Genomic DNA, 25,536 nt, shown 5'->3' with positions numbered 1-25,536 from the left:
GCCCCATGTATTTGTACAACCGACAGGGAGTCACCCATGACCTTCACCGAGCCCGCAGGACGCCAGGCTGTCACCGCATACCGCACGCCGTTGCGTGTCCCCGATCCCTGGCTGACATTGGCCGGCGGTATTGAACCGCAGGTGACGCAGTGTTTCCTGGTCAGTGCCCGTTGCGGCTGCTTCATGCAAGCGGCCCGTAGCCTCAACGTCAAGGCAACCTGGCTGCGCAAGCAGTTGGCGCAGCTGGAGACGCGGTTGCAACGCTCGCTGTTCAGCTTCCAGGGCAGCGCCTTGACCCTCACTCGCGAAGGTCGGCAGTTGCAGGCGCGATTGATCACTCTGGCCCACGAAAGCGCGCCGCCGCTGAACGATCAACCCTTGATTCGCCTGGCCGTGGCCGAGTCGATTCTGCATGACATCCTGGGACGCGACCTGATCGCGTTGCTGCGGCGCAACGCCAGCGTGCGGCTGCAGATCATTACCCTGGACAGTGAACTGGCGCTGCAAGCCGTCAGCGCCGACCTGGTGCTGTGGTTGAGTGATGCCCACGCGTCAGTGCCAGGGCCGAGCTTTGCCACGTTGCCAGCGGATCGGCTGGCGCGGTTGGACTATGTGCCGCACATTGCCAAACGCTATTCACGACCGGTCACACGCCCGGACTGCCTGGACGACTTGAACGACTACATGCTGGTGCAATGGCAGGCGGACCGACACGTGGACGGTTTCGCGCCGTGGAACGCCCTGATAGAGCAACGCCGGGCCGGCGTGGTGCAGGTGCAATCCTATGAATTGATGCTGGAAATGATTCGCTGCAGCGCCTGCATCGGTTTGTTGCCGCAGTACATGAGCCGCTTTGACCGAGGCTTGGTGGCATTGCCGCAAGTATTCGGCCTGTCGATGCAGCGCTCCTTGTGGATGGCCGTCAATGCCCAGGCCGAAGGCTCGCCAGAGGTGCAGATGCTTCGTGAGCTGATCCACCACACACTGGATGAGCGCCGGGATTGGTTCCAGGCATAACCCAAAATAGGAAGTAGGCCCTCTGTGGGAGCGAGCTTGCTCGCGATAGCGGTCGTCCACTCAACATTGATGCCGGTTGAAAGGGCCTCATCGCGAGCAAGCTCGCTCCCACAGGTTTCCCCCACAGCCTGGCGCGGCTTATAGTGATCGGCCTTGTCACGTCTCCAGGGAGGAGCCGCATGCCCGAATCATCGATCACCCTCGTTCGCTTCGCTGAAGCCCACATCGCCGGTGTCACCGCGCTCTACAACGACCCGGCGGTGACCCGCCAGGTGTTGCAAATGCCTTTCCAGTCCAGCGAAATCTGGCGCAAGCGCCTGGCGATGGACGACGAGCGTTTATTGAAACTGGTGGCCCTGCACGAGGGTGAAGTCATCGGCAACCTGGGGCTGGAGCAGTTTTCGCGCGTGCGTCGTGCCCATTGCGGCAGTCTCGGCATGGGTGTGGCTGTCGCCTGGCAGGGTAAGGGTGTGGGTTCGATGCTGCTGGCCGCCGCGCTGGAGGTCGCGGACAACTGGATGAACCTGCGGCGGGTCGAGTTGACGGTGTACGCCGACAATGAAGCGGCCATCGGCCTGTACCGCAAGTTTGGCTTCGAAACCGAAGGCCTGATGCGCGACTATGCCGTGCGTGACGGACGCTGGGTGGACACCCTGGCTATGGCGCGGTTGCGCTGAAGGCCCCCGCGCGCAGGCAAAGAGGGCTTTTACGTACGCCAACGTCTTGAACCTGTCATCATCGCGCTTCGCAGTACTCCCTTAATCGAGGACCGGCCCATGGACGATGTACAGCAATTGGGCGAGATGCTTCGTCACTACGCCGACAGCGAAGCGCATAAAAAACAACTGCACCAGGCCCAGTCGGCGGTTTGGGCAGAGCAGATCAAGGCGTTGTACGGGCAAATCGAGCAATGGCTGGCGCCTGTCATGGCGCTCGGCCTGTTGGAACTGAGCCGTGAGACGTATGTGGCGCACGGGCCGAGCGCCCCAGTCGAGACGTCCGGTTTCAAGACTGAAAAACTGACCTTGACCATTACCGGGAAACCGGTGGAGTTCGTGCCGGAGGTGATGGGCGCGGGCGGGCTGATTTCTTTGTCGATCATGGGCCTTGCCGCGACCCGTCACGGCAGCATTTCCCTGGTTTGCCAACCGCCATCGGTGCAATGGCAATGGCGCCGGACCAACGGGTTGAAGGACCCCGACACGTTTGCTTTCGATGCCAACTTCCTCGCACAACAGCTGCAGAGCCTGATACCGCGCGAGCGCGGCTGAATCAGGCATTCTCAGAGCAGGCAAAAACCTGTCCATTGGCTATACCTGTAGTTCCGGCCCCGCCTCGTGTGGCTTACAGGAGTGACAGCATGAAGTTTTCGTCGATGATCGGCACTGTTTGCATTGCCTCGCTCGCCTTGGCGGGGTGTTCCAGCAAAGTCACCCAGCCGGATGAGTACTCCGGGTTCCTGGGGGATTACAGCCGGCTCAAGGAAGAGAAATCGCCGTCGGGGGCCGAGGTCATGCGTTGGGTCGATCCGAAGATCGACCCGGGCAAGTACACCAGTCTTTATATCGAGCCGACGCAGCTTTATCCCAAGCCACAGCCGACCGTGAAGATCCCCCAGGGCACACTGTCGGGCATTACCGCTTATTATGATCAGGCCCTCAAGCGGGAAGCGGGAAAATCCTTGCCCCTGGCGACAGCTCCTGGGCCGGGTGTCTTGGTGATGCGGGCGGCCATCACGGCTGTCAGCAGCAAGACCGAAGGCTTGAAACCGTATGAGGTGATCCCGATTGCGCTGGTGGCGGCCGCTGTCAGCACCGCCAGCGGTATTCGCGACCAGGAAACCACCCTGGGCACCGAAGCGGTTTTTCTCGACGGTGGCAACAACGCGGTGGTCGCCCAGGTGGTGCGCAAAGGCACGGGCAAGCCGTTGTCCAACGAGTCCCAGGTCATGAAACCCGATGATGTCAAAGGGGTCATCGATGGCTGGGCGTCGGATTTGCATCAGTCGTTTCTGAAATTCAAGGCTAAATAGCCACCGCCGTTACCTCACGCGCCGGCGTCCAAACCACGACTTTTTATGTCCAACCATAGGTCGCGCAAGCATTTCGTGGTTAACTCCGGCCTCACCATTTTCAAACTGTCAGAAGGAATCCGTTCATGGCTCAAGTCACCCTCAAAGGCAACCCGGTCCAAGTCAACGGCCAGTTGCCACAAGCCGGTTCCAAGGCGCCAGCCTTTTCCCTGGTTGCCGGCAATCTGTCGGACGTTTCCCTGAAGGACTTCGCCGGCAAGCGCAAAGTGCTGAACATTTTCCCAAGTGTCGACACGCCGACCTGCGCCACCTCCGTGCGCAAGTTCAATGCCCAGGCCAACGAGCTGAACAATACCGTGGTGCTGTGCATCTCCGCCGACCTGCCGTTTGCCCAGGCGCGTTTCTGTGGCGCCGAAGGCCTGGAAAACGTCCAGAACCTGTCGACCCTGCGCGGTGCCGAATTCATCCAGGACTACGGCGTGGCAATTGCTGATGGCCCGCTGAAAGGCCTCACCGCCCGTGCCGTGGTGGTGCTGGACGAAAACGACACCGTGCTGCACAGCGAACTGGTCAAGGAAATCGCTGAAGAGCCGAACTACGACGCGGCCCTGGCCGTTCTGAAATAAGTGGAATGAAATAAGGTATTTATTACAATTGTTAACGGCCTGGCTTGTCCAGGCCGTTTTCTTTTGTGCTTCAAGGCTTTAGCCGACTATGTGCCAGGTAAGCCCAACGTAAATTGCCGGTAAAGGCGCTTTGCTAAACACCCGCCAGTGCTTATCGTTCAGCCTCCCGTAAAAGAAGTCCACGCGCCCAATGGTTGATCACTCCATGCAATCCTCTGTTTCCCGCAATTCCCGTCGCTGGCTGTTCGGCCTGTTCATCGTCTTGGTTGTCGCGGCGCTGGCCTGGAAGTTCTGGCCCAGTGGCTCGACCCAAAAGCCTGGGGAAGGGGATAAAACCGCGGCGGGGCACATGGGGCGTTCGGGTGGCATGCGGCCAGGGTTCGGTGGGGCGTCAGGGCCGATCCCGGTGCGGGTGGCGCCGGCGGTGACTGGGGATTTCCCGCTGTACTTCAAGGCGCTGGGTACGGTCACGGCCCTCAATACCATCAACGTGCGTAGCCGCGTGGGTGGCGAGTTGGTCAAGATCGCTTTCGAAGAGGGGCAAATGGTCAAGGCCGGGGACTTGCTGGCCGAGATCGACCCACGCCCGTACCAGAACGCCTTGCTCCAGGCCGAAGGCACGCTGTTGCAGAACCAGGCCCAGTTGAAAAATGCCCAGGTAGACTTCGAGCGGTATCGCGGCCTGTACGCCGAAGACAGTATTGCCAAGCAGACCCTCGACACCGCCGCGGCGCTGGTAGGCCAATACCAGGGCACGGTCAAGACCAACCAGGCGGCAGTCAACGACGCCAAGCTCAACCTCGAATTCACCAGGATCCGCGCGCCCATCTCCGGGCGAGTCGGCCTGCGGCAGCTGGACACCGGCAACCTGGTGGCGGCCAACGACACCACGGCCCTGGCGGTCATCACCCAGACCCAACCCATCAGCGTCGTGTTCACCTTGCCGGAGAACAACCTCGACACGGTGCTCGCCCGTTACCGCAGCGGGGCGAAACTGCCGGTCGAAGCCTGGGACCGGGGCGACGTGAAGCGCCAGGCCAGCGGCGTGTTGCAAAGCCTGGACAACCAGATCGATATCACCACCGGCACCCTGAAGTTCAAGGCCCGCTACGAGAACCGTGACCAGTCGCTGTTCCCCAACCAGTTCGTCAATGTCCACCTGCTGGCCGACACCCTCAAGGGTGTGGTCCTGGCGCCGACGGCGGCCATCCAGTTCGGCACCAATGGCACCTTCGTCTACGCCTTGGAGGGCGACAAGAAGGTCACCATCAAGATGCTGAAGATCGGCGCCAGCGACGGCGCGAACACCGTGGTCACCGAAGGCCTGGCCGCCGGTGACCGGGTGGTGCTCGAAGGCACCGATCGCTTGAAGGAAGGCAGCGAAGTGGAAGTGGTCAGCGACAGCCAGGAAGTGCCCACCACGCCGACCGAGCACCTGCAGGGCAAGTCCGCAGCGGCGCCCACTGAGCCGGCCGCGGCCGACCAGGCGAAAAAGGGCGGCGCATGAATTTCTCGCGACTGTTCATCCTTCGCCCGGTCGCCACGACACTGAGCATGCTGGCGATCATCCTGGCCGGCCTGATCGCCTATCGGCTGCTGCCGGTGTCAGCACTGCCCCAAGTCGATTACCCGACCATCCGCGTGATGACCCTGTACCCGGGTGCCAGTCCCGATGTGATGACCAGTGCGGTGACCGCGCCCCTGGAGCGGCAGTTCGGACAGATGCCGGGCCTGACGCAAATGGCCTCCACCAGTTCCGGCGGTGCGTCGGTGATTACCCTGCGCTTCAACCTCGATATCAACATGGACGTCGCCGAGCAGCAGGTGCAGGCTGCGATCAACGCCGCCACCAACCTGCTGCCCAACGACCTGCCGGCGCCGCCGGTGTACAACAAGGTCAACCCGGCCGACACCCCGGTGCTGACCCTGGCCATTACCTCCAAGACCATGCTGCTGCCCAAGCTCAACGACTTGGTCGACACCCGCATGGCGCAGAAAATCGCCCAGATCAGCGGCGTCGGCATGGTTACCATCGCCGGGGGCCAGCGCCAGGCTGTGCGGATCAAGGTCAATCCCGAGGCCCTGGCGGCCAACGGCCTGAACCTGGCTGATGTGCGCACGCTGATCGGCGCTTCCAACGTCAACCAGCCCAAGGGCAACTTCGACGGCCCGACCCGGGTCTCGATGCTCGACGCCAACGACCAGTTGACCTCGCCCAAGGACTACGGCGAGCTGATCCTGGCCTACGCCAATGGCGCGCCGTTGCGGCTCAAGGACGTGGCACAGATCGTCGACGGCGCCGAAAACGAACGGCTTGCCGCCTGGGCCAACGAAAACCAGGCCGTGCTGCTGAACATCCAGCGCCAGCCGGGGGCCAATGTCATCGAGGTGGTGGATCGGATCAAGGCCCTGCTGCCGAGCATCACCGACAACCTGCCGGCCGGCCTGGATGTCACCGTGCTGACCGACCGCACCCAGACCATCCGCGCTTCGGTCACCGATGTGCAGCATGAATTGCTGATCGCCATTGCGCTGGTGGTCATGGTGACGTTCCTGTTCCTGCGTCGCGTCAGTGCCACAATCATTCCGTCGGTGGCCGTGCCGTTGTCGCTGATCGGCACCTTCGGCGTGATGTACCTGGCCGGTTTTTCCATCAATAACCTGACCCTGATGGCCTTGACGATTGCCACCGGTTTCGTGGTGGACGATGCCATCGTCATGCTGGAGAACATCGCCCGTTACATCGAGGAGGGCGACAGCCCGTTGCAGGCCGCGCTCAAGGGTGCGAAGCAGATCGGCTTTACGCTGATCTCCCTGACGCTGTCGCTGATCGCCGTGCTGATTCCGCTGCTGTTCATGGTCGACGTCGTGGGGCGGTTGTTTCGCGAGTTCGCCATCACCCTGGCGGTGGCGATCCTGATTTCCCTGGTGGTGTCCCTGACCCTGACGCCGATGATGTGCGCCCGCTTGCTCAAGCGCGAGCCCAAGGAAGCAGAGCAAGGCCGTTTCTACCGCGCCAGCGGCGCCTGGATCGACTGGTTGATCGCCGCCTACGGACGCAAGTTGCAGTGGGTGCTCAAGCATCAGCCACTGACCCTGTTGGTGGCGGTGGCCAGCCTGGTGCTGACGGTGGTGCTGTACCTGGCCGTGCCCAAGGGGTTCTTTCCGGTGCAGGACACCGGCGTGATCCAGGGCATTTCCGAGGCGCCGCAATCGATCTCCTTTGCCGCCATGAGCGAGCGCCAGCAGCAACTGGCGAAAGTGATTCTCGCCGACCCGGCGGTGCAGAGCCTGTCGTCCTACATCGGCGTGGACGGCGACAACGCCACGCTCAACAGCGGGCGCCTGCTGATCAACCTCAAGCCCCACAGCGAGCGGGACGACAGCGCCACCCAGATCATTGCCCGCTTGCAGCCGCAGTTGGATCGGCTGGTGGGCATTCGCCTGTTCATGCAGCCGGTGCAGGACCTGACCATTGAAGACCGGGTCAGCCGCACCCAGTACCAGTTCAGCCTGTCATCGCCGGATGCCGAGTTGCTCAGCCTGTGGAGCGGGCGCCTGGTCGAGGCCCTGGCCCAACAGGCGGAGCTGACCGATGTGGCCAGCGACCTGCAGGACAAGGGCCTGCAGGTCTACCTGGTGATCGACCGCGACGCGGCCTCACGCCTGGGCGTCTCGGTGTCGAACATCACCGACGCGCTCTATGACGCCTTCGGCCAGCGGCAGATTTCCACCATCTACACCCAGGCCAGCCAGTACCGCGTGGTATTGCAGGCCCAGGCCGGGGAACGGATCGGGCCCCAGGCGCTGGACCAGATTCACGTCAAGACCACCGACGGTGGGCAGGTGCGGCTGTCGAGCCTGGCCCGGGTCGAAGAACGCCAGGCGCAACTGGCGATTGCTCACATTGGCCAGTTCCCGGCGGTGATGATGTCGTTCAACCTGGCGCCGGGCGTGGCCTTGGGGCATGCGGTGGACGTGATCGAAAAGGTCCAGCGGGACATCGGCATGCCGGTGGGCGTGCAGACCGAGTTCCAGGGCGCGGCCCAGGCTTTCCAGGCGTCGCTGTCGAGTACCTTGCTGCTGATCCTGGCAGCGGTGGTGACCATGTACATCGTGCTGGGCGTGCTGTACGAAAGCTACATTCACCCGATCACCATTCTTTCCACCTTGCCCTCGGCGGCCATCGGTGCCTTGCTGGCCTTGATCCTCAGCGGCAATGACCTGGGCATGATCGCGATCATCGGCATCATCCTGCTGATCGGCATCGTCAAGAAGAACGCGATCATGATGATCGACTTCGCCCTCGACGCCGAGCGCAACCAGGGCATGGACCCGCAGACAGCGATCTACCAGGCAGCATTGCTGCGCTTCCGCCCGATCCTGATGACCACCCTGGCGGCCTTGTTCGGCGCAATACCGCTGATGTTCGCCACCGGCTCTGGCGCCGAACTGCGCCAGCCCCTGGGCTTGGTGATGGTAGGTGGGTTGTTGGTGAGCCAGGTATTGACGTTGTTCACGACGCCGGTGATCTACCTGTATTTCGATCGACTGGGACGCCGGTTTGCCAGGCCTGATGGGAAAGAGGTGCGGGTGTGACGGCGATGCAGCGCTTTTCGTGGCGAGGGAGCTTGCTCCCGCTGGTCTGTGGGAGCAAAGCTTGCTCGCGAGACAGGCGCCTCGATTCTGCAAGACCGCATCGCGTCTATCGCGGGCAAGCCTTGCTCCCACATAGCGGGAGCAAGCTCCCTCGCCACAAAAGCCCAGCTATCTCTTGTGGTCAGTGGCTTGAAGTCTGTGGTGGCGGCCGATGAACCTCTCCGGCCCCTTCATCCGCCGCCCCGTAGCGACCATGCTCCTGAGCTTCGCCATCATGCTGCTCGGTGGCGTGAGCTTCGGCCTGCTGCCGGTTTCGCCCCTGCCGCAAATGGATTTCCCGGTGATCGTGGTCCAGGCCAACCTGCCAGGGGCCAGCCCCGAGGTGATGGCTTCGACGGTGGCTACGCCCCTGGAGCGTTCCTTCGGCGCCATCGCCGGGGTCAACACCATGAGCAGCCGTTCCAGCCAGGGTTCTACCCGCGTCATTCTGCAATTTGACCTGGACCGTGACATCAACGGTGCCGCCCGGGAAGTGCAGGCGGCCATCAATGCGTCGCGCAACCTGTTGCCCAGCGGCATGCGCAGCATGCCCACCTACAAGAAGGTCAACCCGTCCCAGGCGCCGATCATGGTGCTCTCGCTGACCTCGGATGTGTTGGAAAAAGGCCAGCTCTACGACCTGGCTTCGACCATCCTGTCCCAGAGCCTGTCCCAGGTGGCGGGTGTCGGCGAGGTGCAGATCGGCGGCAGCTCGTTGCCGGCGGTGCGCATCGAACTGGAGCCGCAGTTGCTCAATCAGTACGGCGTGGCCCTGGACGATGTACGCACCGCCATTGCCGATAGCAACGTGCGCCGGCCCAAGGGTTCGGTGGAGGACGACCGGCGCATGTGGCAGGTCCAGGCCAACGACCAGTTGGAAAAGGCCAAGGACTACGAAACGCTGATCATCCGTTACCAGGACGGCTCGGTATTGCGGCTCAAGGACGTGGCGAAAGTCACCGACAGCGTCGAGGACCGCTACAACAGCGGTTTCTTCAACAACGATGCCGCCGTGTTGCTGGTGATCAACCGCCAGGCCGGGGCCAACATCATCGAGACCGTCAACGAGATCAAGGCGCAACTGCCAGCGCTGCAGGCCGTGCTACCGGCCAGCGTCAAGCTGAACCTGGCGATGGACCGCTCGCCGGTGATCAAGGCCACCCTGCATGAAGCGGAAATGACCTTGCTGATCGCCGTGGCCCTGGTGGTGCTGGTGGTGTTCCTGTTCCTCGGCAATTTCCGCGCCTCGCTGATCCCGACCCTGGCGGTGCCGGTGTCGCTGGTGGGCACGTTTGCGGTGATGTACCTGTACGGTTTCTCCCTGAACAACCTGTCGCTGATGGCGTTGATCCTCGCGACGGGGCTGGTGGTGGACGATGCCATCGTGGTGCTGGAGAACATCTCCCGGCATATCGACGAAGGCGTCCCTCCTATGACAGCGGCGTATAGGGGGGCCGAAGAGGTGGGTTTCACTTTGCTGTCGATGAACGTCTCGCTGGTGGCGGTGTTCCTGTCGATCCTGTTCATGGGCGGGATCATCGAGAGCCTGTTCCGCGAATTTTCCATCACCCTGGCGGCGTCCATCGTGGTCTCGCTGATGGTCTCGCTTACCCTCACACCGATGCTCTGCGCCCGTTGGCTCAAGCCTCACGTGCCGGGGCAGGAAAACCGCTTGCAGCGCTGGAGCCAGCGGCTCAATGAGCGCATGGTCCGTGGTTACGCGATCAGCCTGGACTGGGTGCTGCGCCATCGACGCCTGACCTTGCTGAGCCTGCTGGTGACCATCGGCGTGAACGTCGCGTTGTATGTGGTGGTGCCGAAAACCTTCATGCCGCAGCAGGACACCGGCCAGTTGATCGGTTTCGTGCGTGGCGACGACGGGCTGTCGTTCAACGTGATGCAGCCGAAGATGGAAATTTTCCGCCGCGCCGTGCTCAAGGACGAGGCGGTGCAAAGCGTCGCCGGTTTCATCGGTGGCAACAACGGCACCAACAACGCCTTCATGCTGGTGCGCCTCAAGCCGATCAAGGAGCGTAATATTTCTGCACAAAAGGTCATCGAGCGCCTTCGTAAAGAAATGCCCAAGGTCCCCGGCGCTCAGTTGATGTTAATGGCCGACCAGGACCTGCAGTTCGGTGGCGGTCGCGAGCAGACCACCTCGCAGTATTCCTACATCCTGCAAAGCGCTGACCTGGCGTCGCTGCGCGCCTGGTACCCCAAGGTTGTGGCGGCCTTCCGGGCCTTGCCGGAACTCACCGCCATCGACGCCCGCGACGGGGGTGGGGCGCAGCAGGTGACGCTGGTGGTGGACCGCGACCAGGCCAAGCGCCTGGGCATCGACATGGACATGGTCACCGCGGTGCTCAACAACGCCTACAGCCAGCGGCAGATATCCACCATCTACGACAGCCTCAACCAGTACCAGGTGGTCATGGAGGTCAATCCCAAGTATGCCCAGGACCCGAGTACCCTCGAACAGGTCCAGGTGATCACCGCCGATGGCGCGCGGGTGCCGCTGTCGGCCATTGCCCACTACGAGAACAGCCTGGAGGACGACCGGGTCAGCCATGAAGGCCAGTTCGCGTCCGAGGGCATTTCCTTCGACATGGCCGAAGGTGTCACGGTGGAGCAGGGCACCGCGGCCATCGAGCGGGCACTTGCCAAGCTTGGGTTGCCCGAGGATGTCATCGCGAAAATGGCCGGCACCGCCGATGCGTTCGCCGCCACCCAGAAAAGCCAACCGTTCATGATCCTCGGGGCGTTGCTAGCGGTGTACCTGGTGTTGGGTGTGCTCTATGAAAGCTACATCCATCCGCTGACCATCCTGTCTACGTTGCCATCGGCCGGGGTTGGCGCGTTGCTGTCGATCTACGCGCTGGGTGGCGAGTTCAGCCTGATCTCGCTGTTGGGACTGTTCCTGTTGATCGGTGTGGTGAAGAAAAACGCCATCCTGATGATCGATCTGGCGCTGCAACTGGAGCGTGCCGGACAGACGCCACTGGAGTCGATCCGCAGCGCTTGCCTGCTGCGGTTGCGGCCAATCCTGATGACCACGCTGGCGGCGATCCTCGGCGCCTTGCCGCTGCTGCTCGGCGCCGCCGAAGGCTCGGAAATGCGCCAGCCGCTGGGCCTGACCATCATCGGTGGGTTGGTGTTCAGCCAGGTACTGACGCTCTACACCACCCCGGTGGTTTACCTTTATCTCGACAAGCTGCGCCATCGCTTCAATCGCTGGCGCGGTGTGCGCACTGATGCTGCCCTGGAAACTCCGCTATGACCGACCGTTCGCCTTTCAATCTTGCCGCAACGCTGGCGACCGCCCGTGGCTCGCGGGTGCTGAGCCTGGTGCTGTGCGTGGCGATGCTCAGTGCCTGCGCCGTCGGCCCGGATTATCAACGTCCCCAGGCTGCCGCCCCGGTGCAATACAAGGAGGCCCAGGGCTGGCGTCAGGCCAACCCCAGCGATGCGATGGCCAGGGGCGCCTGGTGGGAGCTGTACGGCGATGCGCAACTCAATGGCCTGGTGGACCAGCTCAATGCGTCCAACCAGACCGTGGCCCAGGCCGACGCCCAATACCGGCAGGCCCGGGCGCTGGTGCGCAATGCCCGTGGCGCATTTTTCCCCACCGTGGACCTGACCGTTGGCAAGACCCGTTCCAGCCAGGGCACTGGCAGCAGCAGTTCGAGCCTGAGCAGTTCGTCCAGCGGCATTCGCGACACCTACAGCGCCCAGGCCGGCGTCAGCTGGGAGGCGGACGTGTGGGGCAAGTTGCGCCGCACCCTGGAAGCCGACGAGGCGAGCGCCCAAGCCAGTTTCGCCGACCTGGCGGCGATGCGCCTGAGCCAGCAATCGGAACTGGTGCAGAACTACTTGCAGTTGCGGGTGATCGATGAACAGAAGCGCCTGTTGCAGACCACCGTCGACAATTATCAGCGCTCCCTGAAAATGACTGAAAACCAGTACCGCGCCGGGGTGTCCGGCAGGGACGCGGTGGCCCAGGCGCAAAACCAGCTCAAGACTACCCAGGGCGACCTGATCGACCTGATCTGGCAGCGGGCCCAGTTTGAAAACGCCATCGCCGTACTGATCGGCCTGCCGCCGGCCGAGTTCAACCTGGCCGAGGCCCAGGACATCCCGTCATTGCCGCAGATCCCGGTGGCATTGCCGTCGCAACTGCTCGAACGCCGGCCTGACATCGCCTCGGCAGAGCGTTCGGTAATGGCCGCCAACGCCAACATCGGCGTCGCCAAGGCCGCGTACTACCCGGACCTGACCCTGAGCCTCAGTGGCGGCTACAGCAGCAGTACCTACGACAACTGGGTGAGCGTGCCGAACCGCTTCTGGTCGGTAGGGCCACAACTGGCGATGACGCTGTTCGATGGCGGCCAGCGTTCGGCGGAAGTCGACCGTACCGTCGCGGCGTATGACCAGACCGTCGCCACCTATCGCCAGACCGTGCTCGACGGCTTGCGCGAGGTGGAAAACTACATGGTCCAGCTCAAGGTGCTGGAAGACGAAGCCCGTGTGCGCCAGGAAGCCCTGGACGCCGCCCGGGAATCCCTGCGTCTGACGCAGAACCAGTACAAGGCCGGCTTGATTGCCTACCTCGACGTGGTCACCGTCCAGGCCACCGCGCTGAGCAACGAACGCAGCGTGCTGAGCCTGCAGCAGAGCCGCCTGATCGCCAGCGTGCAGTTGATTGCGGCACTGGGGGGTGGTTGGGACGGGCAGTTGCAGGCGGACGAGAAGCCCTGATCAATGTGACGGGGTGAGTGGGAGCAAGGCTTGCCCGCGATGAAGGCAATGCGGTCTTTCAAGAATCGAGTTGCCTGTTTCGCGGGCAAGCCTTGCTCCCACAGAGTTCCCCCTTTTCCATAAAGTTTTCCTTGGTCATGTCGGCAGTCAGTCCCGCTTTTGGCCGATGCACTGCCTACGTACCGTCGCGCTGGCTTGTTATAGTTCAAGCCTCTTTTCAGCCGGTAAAGGATCACTGCCATGTCGCAATACCAAGCGTTCAACGTCGAACTTGCAGACAACATTGCCCATGTGCAGATCAATCGCCCGGAAAAGATCAATTCGATGAACGCCGCGTTCTGGAGCGAGATCATCGAGATCTTCCAATGGATCGATGACACCGATGCCGCACGGGTGGTGGTGCTCAGCGGCGCCGGCAAGCATTTTTCCTCCGGCATCGACCTGATGATGCTGGCAGGCGTAGCCAACGAGCTGGGCAAGGACGCAGGGCGCAATGCACGCCTGCTGCGGCGCAAGATCCTGCAACTGCAAGCCTCGTTCAACGCCGTGGACAATTGCCGCAAACCCGTGCTCGCGGCGATCCAGGGCTACTGCCTGGGCGGGGCCATCGACCTTATTGCCGCCTGCGACATGCGTTACGCGGCCGAGGACGCGCAATTCTCCATCAAGGAGATCGATATCGGCATGGCCGCCGATGTTGGCACATTGCAACGCTTGCCCCGGATCATCGGGGACGGCATGCTGCGTGAACTCGCTTATACGGGGCGCACCTTCGGTGCCGACGAAGCGCGCAGCATCGGCCTGGTCAATCGTGTCTACAGCGACACCGCCAGCCTGCTCGACGGCGTGATGGGCATTGCCCGGGAAATCGCCGCCAAGTCACCGATTGCCGTGACCGGTACCAAGGAAATGATCAGCTACATGCGCGACCACCGCATCGACGACGGCTTGGAATACGTCGCCACCTGGAACGCCGCCATGTTGCAATCGACCGACCTGCGCGTGGCCATGGCCGCCCATATGAGCAAACAGAAACCTGAATTTCAGGATTGATTGACCATGATTTCACGCTGGACCACCGCAGTACTCGATACCGCTCTTGCTGGCGGCTGGGCCGTCGCCCGCAGCCCTGAGGGCTTTCTGTTCGATGACAACGGCGCACTGTTCCCCCGCGAATGGCTCAAGCGCCAAGACTTGTCGATCCTTGCCGAGCACGGCATCGGTCACCTGGATGGCGAACCGGTCTACCTGCTGGAATTGCACAGCCCGCTGGACATTCCTGGCTGTAACTGGAAAGGCCTGCGGGCGTTCATGCTCGAGGATGACCACACACTCTACAAAGTGTTGGGTTATGCGGCACAGATCGGCACCTGGGCCCGCGAGCATCGCTTCTGTGGCAGTTGCGGCAAGCGCATGAGCCAGATTCCGTTGGAGCGGGCCATGTATTGCGATGCCTGTGAGCTGCGGCACTATCCGCGGATTTCACCGAGCATGATTGTGTTGATTACCCGCGGCGATGAAGTCCTGCTGGCCCGTTCACCGCGCTTCGTCACGGGTGTCTACAGCACCCTGGCGGGGTTTGCCGAGCCTGGCGAGTCGGCCGAGGATTGCCTGGTTCGCGAGGTGCGCGAAGAGGTCAGTATCGAGGTGAAGAACATCCAGTACATGGGCAGCCAGTGCTGGCCGTTCCCCCATTCGATGATGCTCGGTTTCCACGCTGAATATGCAAGTGGCGACATCGTGCCCCAGGAAGATGAAATCGAGGACGCCCAATGGTTCAACGTCCACGACCTGCCACCGTTGCCGGCCTCGCGCTCCATCGCCCGCTACCTGATCGACCTGTATGTGGCGCGGCGCTTAGGCCACGCTGAACCAGTGCTGCCAGGCTAGGCGCACGGTCAAGCCCAGCACCACGGTGATGAACACCGGTCGGATGAACTTCGCACCGCCGCTGATGGCGGTGCGAGCGCCGAAGAACGCGCCGATCATCACCGACAGGCCCATGCTCAGGCCGATGACCCAGTCCACTTGCCCGGAAAAGATGAACACCGACAGCGCCGCGATGTTGCTGACGAAGTTCATGCTGCGGGCCACACCGCTGGCCTTGACCAGGTCGATGGGGTAGAGCAGCAGGCTGCTCACGGTCCAGAACGCCCCCGTACCCGGCCCGGCCACGCCGTCATAGAAACCCAGGCTGAAGCCTTGGGGCGACTGCCATGTCTTCTTGATCGGTGCGTTGCTGTCCAGCGGTGCCTTGGGCGTGCCGCCGAACAACAGGTACAGGCCACAGGCGAAGACGATCACCGGCAGCATCTTGTTCAGCCACTCGGCGGGCAAGTAATGGGCGACGATGGCGCCGGTCAGGGCCCCGACCAGGGTGCCGACGAGGGCATGAGTCCACTGCCTTGGGTGGAACAGCTTGCGCTTGTAGAAGGTGAAGCTGGCCGTCGCCGAGCCGAAGGTCGAGCTGAGTTTGTTGGTCCCCAAGACCAGGTGCGGCGGCAAGCCTGCTGTCAGCAGCGCCGGCGTGGTCAGCAGCCCACCACCACCGGCGATAGCGTCGATGAAACCGGCAATGAAGGCGACAACAGCAAGGATAGCGAGCGTAGTGAGGTCAACACTGAGTTCAAAAGGCATGGAATAGGCTTATTCGGCAGGTCGCAGAAGAGCTGCGGGGGAGGCCGGTATGTTACCCATAATGGTGCACGGCTGCGACAGCCACTAAGATCGGCGACATTCCCCGTGGCGAGGGAGCTTGCTCCTGCGGGGTTGTGCAGCAGCTCCAAAAGCCTTCCACCTCCACCTGACAGTCGAATGTGTTTGCCTGGCGGAAGCTGGCCGGTGGACGAATTTTTTTTGAAATCAAGGGGTTGCCAGCCTAGGCAAATGAGTACATAATTGCGCCCATCGAACGCACTGGGACGTAAAAAATCTCAATGTTTTCAAGGAGATAGCGACGCATAGGTGTCCTGTATCCTGATCAGGTTTGTACACGGTTGATGTGGTTGCATTGCATCAAGCGTTCTGAGGCCGAATAGCAAAATGGTTATGCAGTGGATTGCAAATCCACCTACGCCGGTTCGATTCCGACTTCGGCCTCCACTTTTAAAAAGCTCTGTAGATCTATGATTTACGGAGCTTTTTTATTTGCGAAGCATTTGAAAGGTTTTGTCTTGAAAAGGGCATAAGCTACCTTGCTTCACAGGGGAGGGATGTATATATTCCCCCTCTTGCTGCACCAGCCAGGGCATCGGCCATCAGATTCTGCCGACGTTCCCATGGCTAACCGCGCTACCGCCCGAATGGCGAAACTGGTAGACGCATGGGACTTAAAATCCCCCGCTCGTAAGGGCGTGCCGGTTCGATTCCGGCTTCGGGCACCATCTAAAATCAAGGGTTTGCGAGCGAAAGCTAATGCAAACCCTTGTTCGTTTCCGCTTCTGAAAACTGTCATGGAACGGAGCCCAAGCCTCTGGGCATTTTCACGCGCGAACCTCTACACTCGGCGCTGAGATTAGGGTGAAGTGGCCAGGCGGATATCTCCCGTCCAGGCCCTGTCGAGCACGCTAATCCTTAACCATGGAGAGGTATCGAGTGAAAACAATCGCAACGATGAGTCTGTTGGCCTTGATGAGCAGCAGTGCCGCATACGCTGGAGAGACAACGTCCGCCGATGGGAAAACCCTGGCCGTGAACTTTGGCGAGCCGACGGTCAAGCAAGTGCTGCATTATCGGAAAATGTACGACAAGAAGCCCTTTCCCGATGCGGAAATTTATTACTACAGCAACGGCTTGTACAAGATCATCTCTCAGGGAGAAAACCATTACGGTGTCTATGTCTTGCAGGGTCAACACACCGACGAGACCTACACCGTGAAGTTCATCTCCCTGCCTTCCCCGGACTGGGGAAATAAAACCGCGTATCACCAGCTCACCTTCATTCGAGGTGATGCACAGAACGTGTTTATCCAGAACGCGATTGTCGACACCGGCGAGGCCATTGCCCAGCAGAACGGGACCTACACCCAGGAAAAGAACACCGTGCTCAATCCCATCAGTACCGCTTGGAACAAGAAGTGAGTTCATTGCGCCAAAACTGAGTTTTATTGGCTTATAAAACAACAGGCTGCATGATATTTATCATGCAGCCTGTTCGGTTTAAGGCATCGGAGTCGACGCCTCACAATCGCCGGCGAAACGCCTCGAGAATATCCCGCGTGCCTTTTTTCATTTGCAACTGAGCAATGGCATCCAGCGGGTGCCAGAGGCAGTCGATGATTTCATTCTGTGGCCGGGCCGCCGTTGAATCGGTGACTGACGCTTCGAATACGTGATGCTCGGTTTGCCCGTCATTGATTCGCATCAGGTAGAGCAGGTTCTCGACGTCCAGGCCAGTTTCCTCTGCCAATTCCCGGATGGCTGCCCCGGCATGGGTTTCACCGCGTTCGACGGTACCGCCCGGCAGCGCCCAGCGGCTATTGGCTTTGCGAACCAGCAAGATGTGGCGATTGTCCTCGCAGATGACGGTCGCTCGAATTTTCATGGCCGTGCTCAATCAGTGACTGTCATTAAAGTGAAATATAACTGCAATATTTGCGCCTGGCATTAGCTGCTTCGTTCAAATGTCGAGTTTTTCAAGGTCTTATCCAATACGACCGCGACGGAGCGGGACAGACTGAGCTTATTCGTGCCTGCCATCGCTCCAATCCATCTCTCCGACCGCTAGCACTAGGTTTTCGACCGGTTATCGCCTCAAATGAATCAGCTTCAAAAAAATGAATCCATGTTGGGTGCATTGGCCGGCCCCGATAGGGGAAGGAAGCGAGAAATGACCACCGTTGAAGACTTCAAGATCAAATCCCATGAGCTCCTGGTGGAGCTTGATGCGGCCACAGCGGAAATGATGAAGCTCATATGTGTTCATCAAATGAGCGGATCGACTTGGGATGAGGCGGTCCAGCGTCAACATGAAGCCTATGAGCAATGGGTCACTTATCTGAATGAGCGAGGGTAGGTGCCATGCGCGCACCTCGGGCCGTGAGGGCAGCGGGGCCTCCACAAGCGGTCAATAGCAGGATTCTGGCATTCATGTGGTTCTCCCGTTGCGGCTTTTGCGCCAGTGCCTATCAATTTCGAGGCGCAAAAAATGTCCGCGTTCCATCAGTTTTCCAACCGGTAGAACTCAAAGGGAAACACCTCTGACGTGGGGCCTCAGCGAAACTTGGGTAGCGGCGGTTCAGCGGGCTTGAGTGACGTCAGTGCGCTCTGGATCGACGGGGCGTCCTTGTCGATGTCGTTGAGCCGATCCCGGATACGCACTGCGGTAGGGTGCCCGCCTTGGTGGTCGACCCAGTCGGCGATTTCCTTGCAGGCTGCCGCGAGCCTGGCCTGACGTGATTCCAGCAGGGTGAGCAGGGTGGTGATGGACTCTTTTTCGGACATGTCACACCTCCATTCAGGGGTTGATGAGGCAGCACAAAACCCGCCAGGGGCGGGCTGTGCCGTGGTTTAAGCGTAGTTGAGTTATTTCGGATCTGTCGAAGAATCCGGCGCCCGGTCAGACAACCGGCGCGCCGGAAACGGTACGCGTGATTTCAGCCGGATTCCTTGACCCAGGCTGGCGCGACGCTCGCCCGCCAGCGCACATCGGTAATGCCGTATTTTTCCGCAAGGGGCTTGGAAACCCGCTTGACTTTTTCCCTGCCGAATTTCGGTATGCGCCCGACCCCCGCGTCGCAGCTGGCCCAATGCCAAGCCTCGGAGTTATTCATCGCTTCTGCGCGAATAATGAATGACTTGGGTTCGCCATGAAGCATGTAGTCAATGATGTAAAGCGATGGCCCGCCCATAAATCCTCCCTAATTAGTCCTATACGGATGGATGCAAAGGCATGCGGAAAATTCCATCGAATTTCCAGACGGTCAAATTAATACCGCCCAGCGTAGAGCGCGGAGTACAGCAAATTTTGCAAACAAGGAACCAAACCCGGTTACCCTTCTCCAAGGTGAGCTTCAGCACCAAGGCCAGGGATCAAAGGCGAGGCAGTGCGGCATCAACAAAAGGCAAAACATGAAAAACATCGCCAGGGTGCTGTTCATCGCAGCCCTTGCTATTGGTTTGTCGGGCTGCATTGGCGCCCCCATCGAACTGACGCCGCAAACCGAACAACGCTTGCGCCAACAACCTCCGATCCGCTTCCTGCTGACGTTCGATGATGGGCCCAGCGCCTCGTCTATCTGGAACCCTAGCCTGGAGGTGCTGGACGCACTCGCAGACAACCCGGTACAGCCCGGCATCAAGGCGGTGTTTTTCCTGCAGACCCGTGCGCCGCGTGCCGGGGGCAGTGATATTGGCCGCTCGGTGATGCGCCGTCAGCAGCAGGAAGGCCATGTGCTGGGCTTTCATACGGCGACCTACTGGCACACCAATCACCGGTCCCTGAATCCTGACGAGCTGGAACAATCGCTCACCCACGGCAGTCGTGATATTGCCGCCCTGAGCGGTGCAGCACCCACCTTGGTCAGGCCACCCTTCTGGAGCTTCGACAGGCGCACCGCTGCCGCGTACCGACAACATGGCCTGCACATTTTGTTGACCGACCTGAGCGCAAATGACGGCAAAGTCTGGGGCATCACGATGAGTCCGCGGCGGCGGATCAACCTGACCCGGCAACTCTCCGAAGTGCGCGAGCGCATCGCCGCCGGGCAATTGCCAGTGGTGGATGGGGTCATTCCGGTGGTGGTGACGTTTCACGACATCAATCGTTATACCGCCCGGCATGCTCGCGAATACCTGCAAATCCTGCTCGACAGTGCCAAGGCGACTGGCGTGAGGACCGCCGCCAAGCCGTTCTATGATGACCACCAGGCGCTGGCGCGAGCGGCCTTGGCGCGGACGGTCGATCGCAGCACTGAACCCGTGCATTTGCCGGGGCTGTGGGACTGGTTGTGGGATTCGGATTCCCACTGAGGGCGCGACGCGTGCAGTGGGTGTCGCGACGTCCGGTTGGCCACCCTGGGCAATCAGCGTGTATGGTAAGCCGTGCACCCTTGGTTAAAGTCGGAGGTGACTGATGAGTACTGCGATGCTGACGAAAATGCACATCAACGGTTATGACGTGCTCAGCGTAAACAGCGGCCCATGGAGGGTCTGTACCCAGGCTGACCGGCTGGGCTCCTTTGCTTCCCGTGAGGAAGCGCTGGCCTACGCTGCCGCATTGCCGACCCGCAGAAGCCGTAGCGGCCGGCCTGCGAACACGAAATAGGTAGGGCCGGTACATCCAGCCTTTCGGTGACAGGTACACCATCGCGAGCAAGCTCGCTCCCACCGTTTTTCCGGGTGTTCAGCAATCGTGTGTTCACCAGAAATCCCCTGTGGGAGCGAGCTTGCTCGCGATGGCCTTGGGTCAGCTGTGATCAAGTGCGCGCCAACTCCAGTGGGACTTCCAGGGTAAACAGGGCGCCTTGCCCCGGGCCGTCGCTATGGACATGAAGGCGGCCGTTCATTTCAACCGCCGCCAGGGCGCAGCTGTGCAAGCCAAACCCATGGCCGTCCTTGCGGGTCGTGAAACCGTGATTGAAGATGCGGGCCAGGTTCTCCGGGGAAATACCTTCGCCTCGGTCCTTGACGCTGAGGCATAGCGTCGTTTCGTCGAGGATGCGGATCCCCAGGGTCATTTCCCGTGGGTGCTCACTGATGTGCGACATCGCGAACTTGGCGTTGCTGATCAGGTTGATCAGGATCAACAGCAACCTGTGCTTGTCCCCCATGATCGCAGGAACGTCCTGATATTCCTTGAGGACGGTGACATGATGCCGACTGAGCGCGCCCGAGTTCATGCGTAGCGCATCTTCGAACAGATCGCTGACATTGAGCGGTTCGATCAGCCTGGCGGCTCCCGCATAGGTTTGTTGGGTGGTGACGATTTCCTTGATGTGATCGATGCTCTTGGTCAACTGCGCCAATTCATCGATAAGCAGTTTCTGTTCGGCGGCGATGGAGTCGACCAGCTCGTTGAAATAACGCGGCAGCAACCGGCCTTTTTCATCAAGGGTAATGAACTGGCCAAGATCCTCGGCATGCTCATTCATCATTTTGACCGCTTTGGTGAGCCCGAGTGTCTTGCTGGTCCTCAACTTGCGGGTCACAAGCTCGGCGGAAATATTCACGCTGTTGAGCACATTCCCGACGTTGTGCAACACATTCGTGGCGATTTCGGCCATGCCCGCCATTCGGGCCGCATCCACCAGTTCGCGTTCGGCCTCCATCAACTCACGGGTGCGTTCCTGCACGCGCTCTTCGAGGCGTTCATTGGACGTTTGCAGCGCCTGGTTGATCTGATTGATCATGGCGTAACTGCGCACCAGCCGCACCGCCAGGTAGATCATCAACAGCGCCATCAAGCTGGCACACACGGCCAGGTAGATATGGTATTGACGGTCGGTTGCGGCGGTCCTGCGTTGTGTCTCGTTCAACAGCTCATTGATGCTGTCCAGCTCCTGGGCAACCGGAATGACGCTGATGCGATCAAGCAGGTCATTGACGACAGGTTGTTCCTGGACAACGGTCTTGACGTGCTGGATCAGGGTCATGAAGGGGGCCTGATAGGTCGCGGGCAATTGGTCGATGTAGGGTTCCAGCTCAGTTAATTTGCCTTGCGCTTCCCGGGCTTTGTCCGAGCTGGCATCAAGTGCGAACTCCAGTGTCGTCAGGGTCAATTCAAGCACATTGGACGCCGCGGTCAGGCGCTCCATGGGACTTTCGATGCTCATCTCCTTGAGCAGTGCCTGAATCTGGTCTTCGACCTGCGGCAGCGCGTCCAGGGACGTGCGCAGATTGGCGTTGTGCTGTTCGAATTGCTCTACCAGCGAGGTCTTGTTCTTGACGGCGTCCACATAGCCCTTGCGCCTGGAGGCCCACAGCGCCGCCAAGGGGCCGGAGCTATTGAGTCGCTCCAACTGCTGCCAGCGGCTGTCCGCCTCCGCTGGCGGTGCCAGTGACAGGTTGTGGTTGACGCCGATCTTCTTCCTCAGGATCTTGCCGTTCCAGTTAGCGTCGGCCTGCTTGAGTTGGCGGATGAAGTCGCGGGATTCGAAGTAGGTCGATGAGTCGTACGTGTATGACTTGATTAAAAAGAATATCAGTGCGGAAAAGACAACAAGCGCGACGGCCAACAGGGCGGGCCATTTATATTTTTTGATAATCGTGGTCACGCTATTCTCCTGTTCAGGGCGCTTATCGAAGGAGTCGGTGAGTTCCCGAGGGGGGAGAGATGCTCGAGGGGGGAGCCGAAAGGGAGGAAAGGTAAACGTCGTACGGATGGTCGTGTCGGTTTGCTTTTGCCTGGGTACACGTTGAGCTCCCTGCTAACGATGAACGTCGGGTTCATGGTTGAGTGTAGCGCTAACGAGAGGGGCCTTGCTGCGGGAGCGCTCCGGGACGGAGCAGGCGCGGCCGGGCAGGCCGCGCCTGTAGTGTTACTTGATGTCGATGAAGGGCAGGGCGCCGTTCGGCAGCACGGTGGTTGGCAAGACACCATTCCAGCGCTCGGCCTTGGTCAGTTCCACCAGGTTCTGGTTGCTGGCCAGGGCCTGGGCCCGTGCCTTGATGGCTTCGGCTTCGGCTTTGCCGCGCAACTCGGTCGCCAGCGCGTCTGCCTTGGCCTGCGCCACTTGCGAATCGGCTTCCGCCTGGGCCTGGGTTACTCGAATCTGCGCTTGCACCTGTTCGGTGGCGAGCTGTTGTTCGCGGGTCTTGACCTGGACTTCCGCGGCCATGCGCGCTTCGATGGCCTTCTCGTAGGCGTCACTGAAGTCGATGTTCTCGACCTGGACGCTGTCGATGATCACCGGGCCGGTAATGGTGGCCTTGATGGCCGTGGAAATATCGTTGACCAGTTGGACGCGGTTCTGCACGGCAGCCACGGCGTTGAACTTGCCAAAGACGTTTTCCACCTGGGTAGGCACCTGGCGGCTGATCATCCGGTCGCGGATGCCTTCAAGGTCCTTGAACTGGGTATAGACCTTCGCGACATCGGAAGGCGCGATGTGCCAGGACACGGACACCTTGAGCTCGGCGGACTGTTGGTCCTTGCTGTAGGCCTGGAGGTCTTCATAAGCCGTCACTTGGCTCTGGACGCTGATCAGGCGTACCGACTCGATGAACGGCATCTTGAAGGACAGCCCTGGTTCAACCACCCCGACCAGCGCCCCGTTGCGCAGCAGCACGCCACGCTCGGTTTCGTCGACCGTGTACCAACTGCCAAAGAATACGCATAACAAGAGGATGCCCGCGATTGCAGCAACGATGGAGCCGATGGTTTTACTGGTCACTTTTCTTTCCTTGAGTGGCTGGGGAGGGTTTGCCATAGCGGTGTCCAATGTTGATGCTGCAACCGGCATTCTGAATGCCAGACACGAAAAAGCCCTGAATAATCAGGGCTTTAACGTTAAAAGATGGCGGAGGCGATGGGATTCGAACTCATGGACCTGTTACAGTCGACGGTTTTCAAGACCGTTGCCTTAAACCACTCGGCCACACCTCCGTATTGCGTTGCGGGCGCCATAATACCCGAATGAAACACACTGTCAAACTCTCTACGTAGCTTGTTACAGAGCGTCTGTTATGATCCTTGCCACTGAATGTTTCAAAACCGGAGGAGTGTCGCCATGCGCGAACAGGATTACGCAGTGAACAACAGCGTGCAGGCTGAGCAGCTAGAGGTTAGCCGCGTCCTGCGCAACACTTATGGCCTGCTGGCACTCACACTCGCTTTCAGCGGTGTGATGGCCTACGTCGCACAACAGATGCGGGTGGGTTACCCGAACATCTTCGTCGTGCTGATCGGTTTCTACGGCCTTTTCTTCCTCACCAACAAACTCCGTGATTCGGCCTGGGGCCTGGTGTCGGCTTTCGCCCTGACTGGTTTCATGGGCTTTTTGCTCGGCCCGATCCTCAATCGCTACCTGCAAATGCAGGGCGGCGCCGAAGTGGTCAGTTCGGCCTTCGCAATGACCGCGCTGGTATTTGGTGGCCTGTCGGCCTACGTGCTGATTTCCCGCAAGGACATGAGCTTCCTGGGTGGCTTCATCACCGCAGGTTTCTTCGTCTTGCTGGGGGCGACGCTGGCCAGCTTCTTCTTCCAGATCAGCGGCCTGCAACTGGCGATCAGCGCCGGCTTCGTGCTGTTCTCGTCGGTCTGCATCCTGTACCAGACCAGCGCCATCATTCACGGCGGCGAGCGTAACTACATCATGGCCACTGTCAGCCTGTATGTATCGATCTACAACTTGTTCGTCAGCCTGCTGCAGCTGTTCGGCCTGATGGGTCGTGACGACTGATTGCATTTGTGATGAGTGAGTAGTCCGCTTTGGCGTGAGGCTGTTCACATAGAAGCAACGGCGTTTTTCAGAGATGAAAAGCGCCGTTTTTTTTGGTTTTTTTGAAAGCCTTGGGATTTACTTGCTTTGATGTGTATATCCGTTTCTCGGGAGCCGGACCCTAGGCTCGGCATGCCTGAACGAAGGCATTGCTCCGTGGGCCGCCGCGAAGGGCCATCCATGGCCCAGCGCGGCTACCTCGGCATCCATGCCGAGGTGCCCACTGCGCAATGCCTGCGTTCGGCCAGCGTGGTTTAACGGGGCGTCGAGATCAAGATCAAGATCCAAAGCAAGAGCAAGAGCAAGAGCGGGATACATGCCAGCATCTATGTGGCTGATTCACCGCCATCGCGAGCAAGCTCCCACACAGGAGAAGTTCCCACAGGAGAAACGCGATCATCCTAAGCCAGGTCGGCTACTAGGCCGCCTCGCGGTGGACGTTGATCTCGGGCGCCCCGTTAACCACGATGGCCGAACGCAGGCATTGTGGAGTGGGTATCCCGGCATGGATGCCGGGATAGCCGCGCTGGGCCATGGATGGCCCTTCGCGGCGGGCCCACGGAGCAATGCCGGAGTGAGGGCACACCGAGCCTAAGCGAGGCGCCGAGTGGTGGGGCAAAGCGTTTTTGCTTACTTTTGGCGCTCTTCCAAAAGTGAGCCGCTGTAAGAGCGGAACCCTAAGTCGCCGTTACCGCAACAACGGATATGTACACATCAATCCAATAAAAAAAAACGGCGCCTGCCCATACAAATGGGAGGCGCCGCTTTATCTAGCAGTAAAAAGAACCAACCCTGTCAGGAAGCAAACCGCCGCAACCCCACCGGTGGCACAAAAGCTTCCAGCTCGGCCTCTACCGCCTCGATTATTCGTTCCACATCCGGAGCATTCATCACGGTCGCGCAGGGGATGCCCGCAATGGCGATCATGGTCTCGCCGCTGGCACGGTCAAACAGCCGGGCAACCATGCTGCCAGGCGCATCCATGCTCGCTTCGAATCCCATTGGATGGAAGTGCCAGCGCATCAACTGGCAAGCGTTGGGGAACGTAACCTTACTGAAAGATCCTTTATTCATGTTGCCCGCCTTCTTC

General features: G+C 60.3%; 23 protein-coding genes and 3 tRNA genes. 18 read left to right on the top strand and 8 right to left on the bottom strand.

Annotated elements, in window-relative coordinates:
• The first annotated feature begins 36 nt into the window (after positions 1 to 36).
• From CFII68_RS22635 to nudC, 11 genes are all read left to right on the top strand, one after another.
• On the top strand, positions 37 to 1,017 hold the full coding sequence (locus tag CFII68_RS22635; protein ID WP_018602026.1) for a LysR family transcriptional regulator: 981 nt from the start codon (positions 37 to 39) through the stop codon (positions 1,015 to 1,017).
• A 179-nt stretch (positions 1,018 to 1,196) separates the two neighbouring features.
• Positions 1,197 to 1,694: a GNAT family N-acetyltransferase gene (locus CFII68_RS22640; protein WP_018602024.1), complete on the top strand. Its 498-nt coding sequence runs from the start codon at positions 1,197 to 1,199 to the stop codon at positions 1,692 to 1,694.
• A gap of 99 nt (positions 1,695 to 1,793) precedes the next feature.
• Entirely contained in the window at positions 1,794 to 2,288 is a 495-nt protein-coding gene (locus CFII68_RS22645) for a hypothetical protein (protein ID WP_018602022.1), read from the top strand.
• A gap of 89 nt (positions 2,289 to 2,377) precedes the next feature.
• Complete coding sequence (locus CFII68_RS22650; protein WP_018602020.1) at positions 2,378 to 3,049, top strand: DUF3313 domain-containing protein; 672 nt, start codon at positions 2,378 to 2,380, stop codon at positions 3,047 to 3,049.
• A gap of 125 nt (positions 3,050 to 3,174) precedes the next feature.
• Entirely contained in the window at positions 3,175 to 3,675 is a 501-nt protein-coding gene (gene tpx / locus CFII68_RS22655) for a thiol peroxidase (protein WP_018602018.1), read from the top strand.
• Between the two features lie 190 nt (positions 3,676 to 3,865).
• Positions 3,866 to 5,182 (top strand): MdtA/MuxA family multidrug efflux RND transporter periplasmic adaptor subunit, encoded by a 1,317-nt coding sequence (locus CFII68_RS22660; protein WP_018602016.1) that lies wholly within the window; start codon positions 3,866 to 3,868, stop codon positions 5,180 to 5,182.
• A complete protein-coding gene (locus tag CFII68_RS22665; RefSeq protein WP_018602014.1) occupies positions 5,179 to 8,274 on the top strand; it encodes an MdtB/MuxB family multidrug efflux RND transporter permease subunit in 3,096 nt (1,031 codons plus the stop codon). Before CFII68_RS22660 ends, CFII68_RS22665 begins: the two co-directional genes overlap by 4 nt.
• 211 nt (positions 8,275 to 8,485) lie before the next feature.
• Positions 8,486 to 11,590 carry an efflux RND transporter permease subunit gene (locus tag CFII68_RS22670; RefSeq protein ID WP_018602011.1) on the top strand — a complete coding sequence of 1,035 codons (3,105 nt, stop codon included), beginning with the start codon at positions 8,486 to 8,488 and terminating at the stop codon, positions 11,588 to 11,590.
• Complete coding sequence (locus CFII68_RS22675) at positions 11,587 to 13,068, top strand: efflux transporter outer membrane subunit (RefSeq protein ID WP_018602009.1); 1,482 nt, start codon at positions 11,587 to 11,589, stop codon at positions 13,066 to 13,068. Before CFII68_RS22670 ends, CFII68_RS22675 begins: the two co-directional genes overlap by 4 nt.
• 240 nt (positions 13,069 to 13,308) lie before the next feature.
• A complete protein-coding gene (locus CFII68_RS22680) occupies positions 13,309 to 14,121 on the top strand; it encodes a crotonase/enoyl-CoA hydratase family protein (protein WP_018602007.1) in 813 nt (270 codons plus the stop codon).
• Between the two features lie 6 nt (positions 14,122 to 14,127).
• On the top strand, positions 14,128 to 14,958 hold the full coding sequence (nudC, locus tag CFII68_RS22685; protein WP_018602005.1) for an NAD(+) diphosphatase: 831 nt from the start codon (positions 14,128 to 14,130) through the stop codon (positions 14,956 to 14,958).
• On the opposite strand, the gene CFII68_RS22690 is transcribed toward nudC, so the two are convergent.
• The gene (locus tag CFII68_RS22690; protein ID WP_018602003.1) at positions 14,926 to 15,705 is read right to left on the bottom strand and encodes a TSUP family transporter; all 780 of its coding nucleotides are present in this window, start codon (positions 15,703 to 15,705) and stop codon (positions 14,926 to 14,928) included. The genes nudC and CFII68_RS22690 overlap by 33 nt on opposite strands.
• A 391-nt stretch (positions 15,706 to 16,096) precedes the next feature.
• Here CFII68_RS22690 and CFII68_RS22695 point away from each other — a divergent pair.
• From CFII68_RS22695 to CFII68_RS22705, 3 genes are all read left to right on the top strand, one after another.
• Positions 16,097 to 16,170 (top strand) — tRNA-Cys (locus tag CFII68_RS22695).
• Between the two features lie 194 nt (positions 16,171 to 16,364).
• A tRNA-Leu gene (locus tag CFII68_RS22700) sits at positions 16,365 to 16,451 on the top strand.
• A 247-nt stretch (positions 16,452 to 16,698) separates the two neighbouring features.
• A complete protein-coding gene (locus tag CFII68_RS22705) occupies positions 16,699 to 17,148 on the top strand; it encodes a hypothetical protein (RefSeq protein ID WP_216598577.1) in 450 nt (149 codons plus the stop codon).
• Between the two features lie 100 nt (positions 17,149 to 17,248).
• Here CFII68_RS22705 and CFII68_RS22710 read toward each other — a convergent pair whose 3' ends face one another.
• Positions 17,249 to 17,611 (bottom strand): NUDIX hydrolase, encoded by a 363-nt coding sequence (locus CFII68_RS22710; RefSeq protein WP_018601999.1) that lies wholly within the window; start codon positions 17,609 to 17,611, stop codon positions 17,249 to 17,251.
• A gap of 285 nt (positions 17,612 to 17,896) precedes the next feature.
• On the opposite strand from CFII68_RS22710, the gene CFII68_RS22715 reads away from it, so the two are divergent.
• The gene (locus CFII68_RS22715) at positions 17,897 to 18,082 is read left to right on the top strand and encodes a hypothetical protein (RefSeq protein ID WP_018601997.1); all 186 of its coding nucleotides are present in this window, start codon (positions 17,897 to 17,899) and stop codon (positions 18,080 to 18,082) included.
• A gap of 197 nt (positions 18,083 to 18,279) precedes the next feature.
• On the opposite strand, the gene CFII68_RS22720 is transcribed toward CFII68_RS22715, so the two are convergent.
• Both CFII68_RS22720 and CFII68_RS22725 read right to left on the bottom strand, forming a co-directional pair.
• Entirely contained in the window at positions 18,280 to 18,510 is a 231-nt protein-coding gene (locus tag CFII68_RS22720; protein ID WP_018601995.1) for a hypothetical protein, read from the bottom strand.
• Between the two features lie 152 nt (positions 18,511 to 18,662).
• Positions 18,663 to 18,917, bottom strand: coding sequence for a DUF6555 family protein (locus CFII68_RS22725; protein ID WP_018601993.1), 255 nt, complete (start codon positions 18,915 to 18,917; stop codon positions 18,663 to 18,665).
• A 220-nt stretch (positions 18,918 to 19,137) separates the two neighbouring features.
• Between CFII68_RS22725 and CFII68_RS22730 the strand changes: the two genes are divergently transcribed.
• Positions 19,138 to 20,037 carry a polysaccharide deacetylase family protein gene (locus CFII68_RS22730; RefSeq protein WP_018601991.1) on the top strand — a complete coding sequence of 300 codons (900 nt, stop codon included), beginning with the start codon at positions 19,138 to 19,140 and terminating at the stop codon, positions 20,035 to 20,037.
• A 103-nt stretch (positions 20,038 to 20,140) separates the two neighbouring features.
• Complete coding sequence (locus CFII68_RS26425; RefSeq protein ID WP_074849700.1) at positions 20,141 to 20,332, top strand: DUF2188 domain-containing protein; 192 nt, start codon at positions 20,141 to 20,143, stop codon at positions 20,330 to 20,332.
• 151 nt (positions 20,333 to 20,483) lie between these two features.
• On the opposite strand, the gene CFII68_RS22735 is transcribed toward CFII68_RS26425, so the two are convergent.
• The 3 genes from CFII68_RS22735 to CFII68_RS22745 form a co-directional block, all read right to left on the bottom strand.
• On the bottom strand, positions 20,484 to 22,280 hold the full coding sequence (locus CFII68_RS22735; protein ID WP_018601989.1) for a DAHL domain-containing protein: 1,797 nt from the start codon (positions 22,278 to 22,280) through the stop codon (positions 20,484 to 20,486).
• Between the two features lie 264 nt (positions 22,281 to 22,544).
• The gene (locus CFII68_RS22740; protein ID WP_018601987.1) at positions 22,545 to 23,399 is read right to left on the bottom strand and encodes an SPFH domain-containing protein; all 855 of its coding nucleotides are present in this window, start codon (positions 23,397 to 23,399) and stop codon (positions 22,545 to 22,547) included.
• A 124-nt stretch (positions 23,400 to 23,523) separates the two neighbouring features.
• Positions 23,524 to 23,611 (bottom strand) — tRNA-Ser (locus CFII68_RS22745).
• A gap of 124 nt (positions 23,612 to 23,735) precedes the next feature.
• Between CFII68_RS22745 and CFII68_RS22750 the strand changes: the two genes are divergently transcribed.
• Positions 23,736 to 24,407: a Bax inhibitor-1/YccA family protein gene (locus CFII68_RS22750; RefSeq protein ID WP_018601985.1), complete on the top strand. Its 672-nt coding sequence runs from the start codon at positions 23,736 to 23,738 to the stop codon at positions 24,405 to 24,407.
• 834 nt (positions 24,408 to 25,241) lie between these two features.
• Here CFII68_RS22750 and CFII68_RS22755 read toward each other — a convergent pair.
• Positions 25,242 to 25,520, bottom strand: a complete 279-nt coding sequence (locus CFII68_RS22755) for a DUF1652 domain-containing protein (protein WP_003201764.1) — start codon at positions 25,518 to 25,520, stop codon at positions 25,242 to 25,244.
• Positions 25,521 to 25,536 lie beyond the last annotated feature (16 nt).

The sequence above is a fragment of the Pseudomonas sp. CFII68 genome (assembly GCF_000416195.1).
Classification (GTDB): domain Bacteria; phylum Pseudomonadota; class Gammaproteobacteria; order Pseudomonadales; family Pseudomonadaceae; genus Aquipseudomonas; species Aquipseudomonas kilonensis.
Note: the sequence above shows the minus strand (reverse complement) of the source record. Positions and strands in the feature narration are given on the sequence as shown.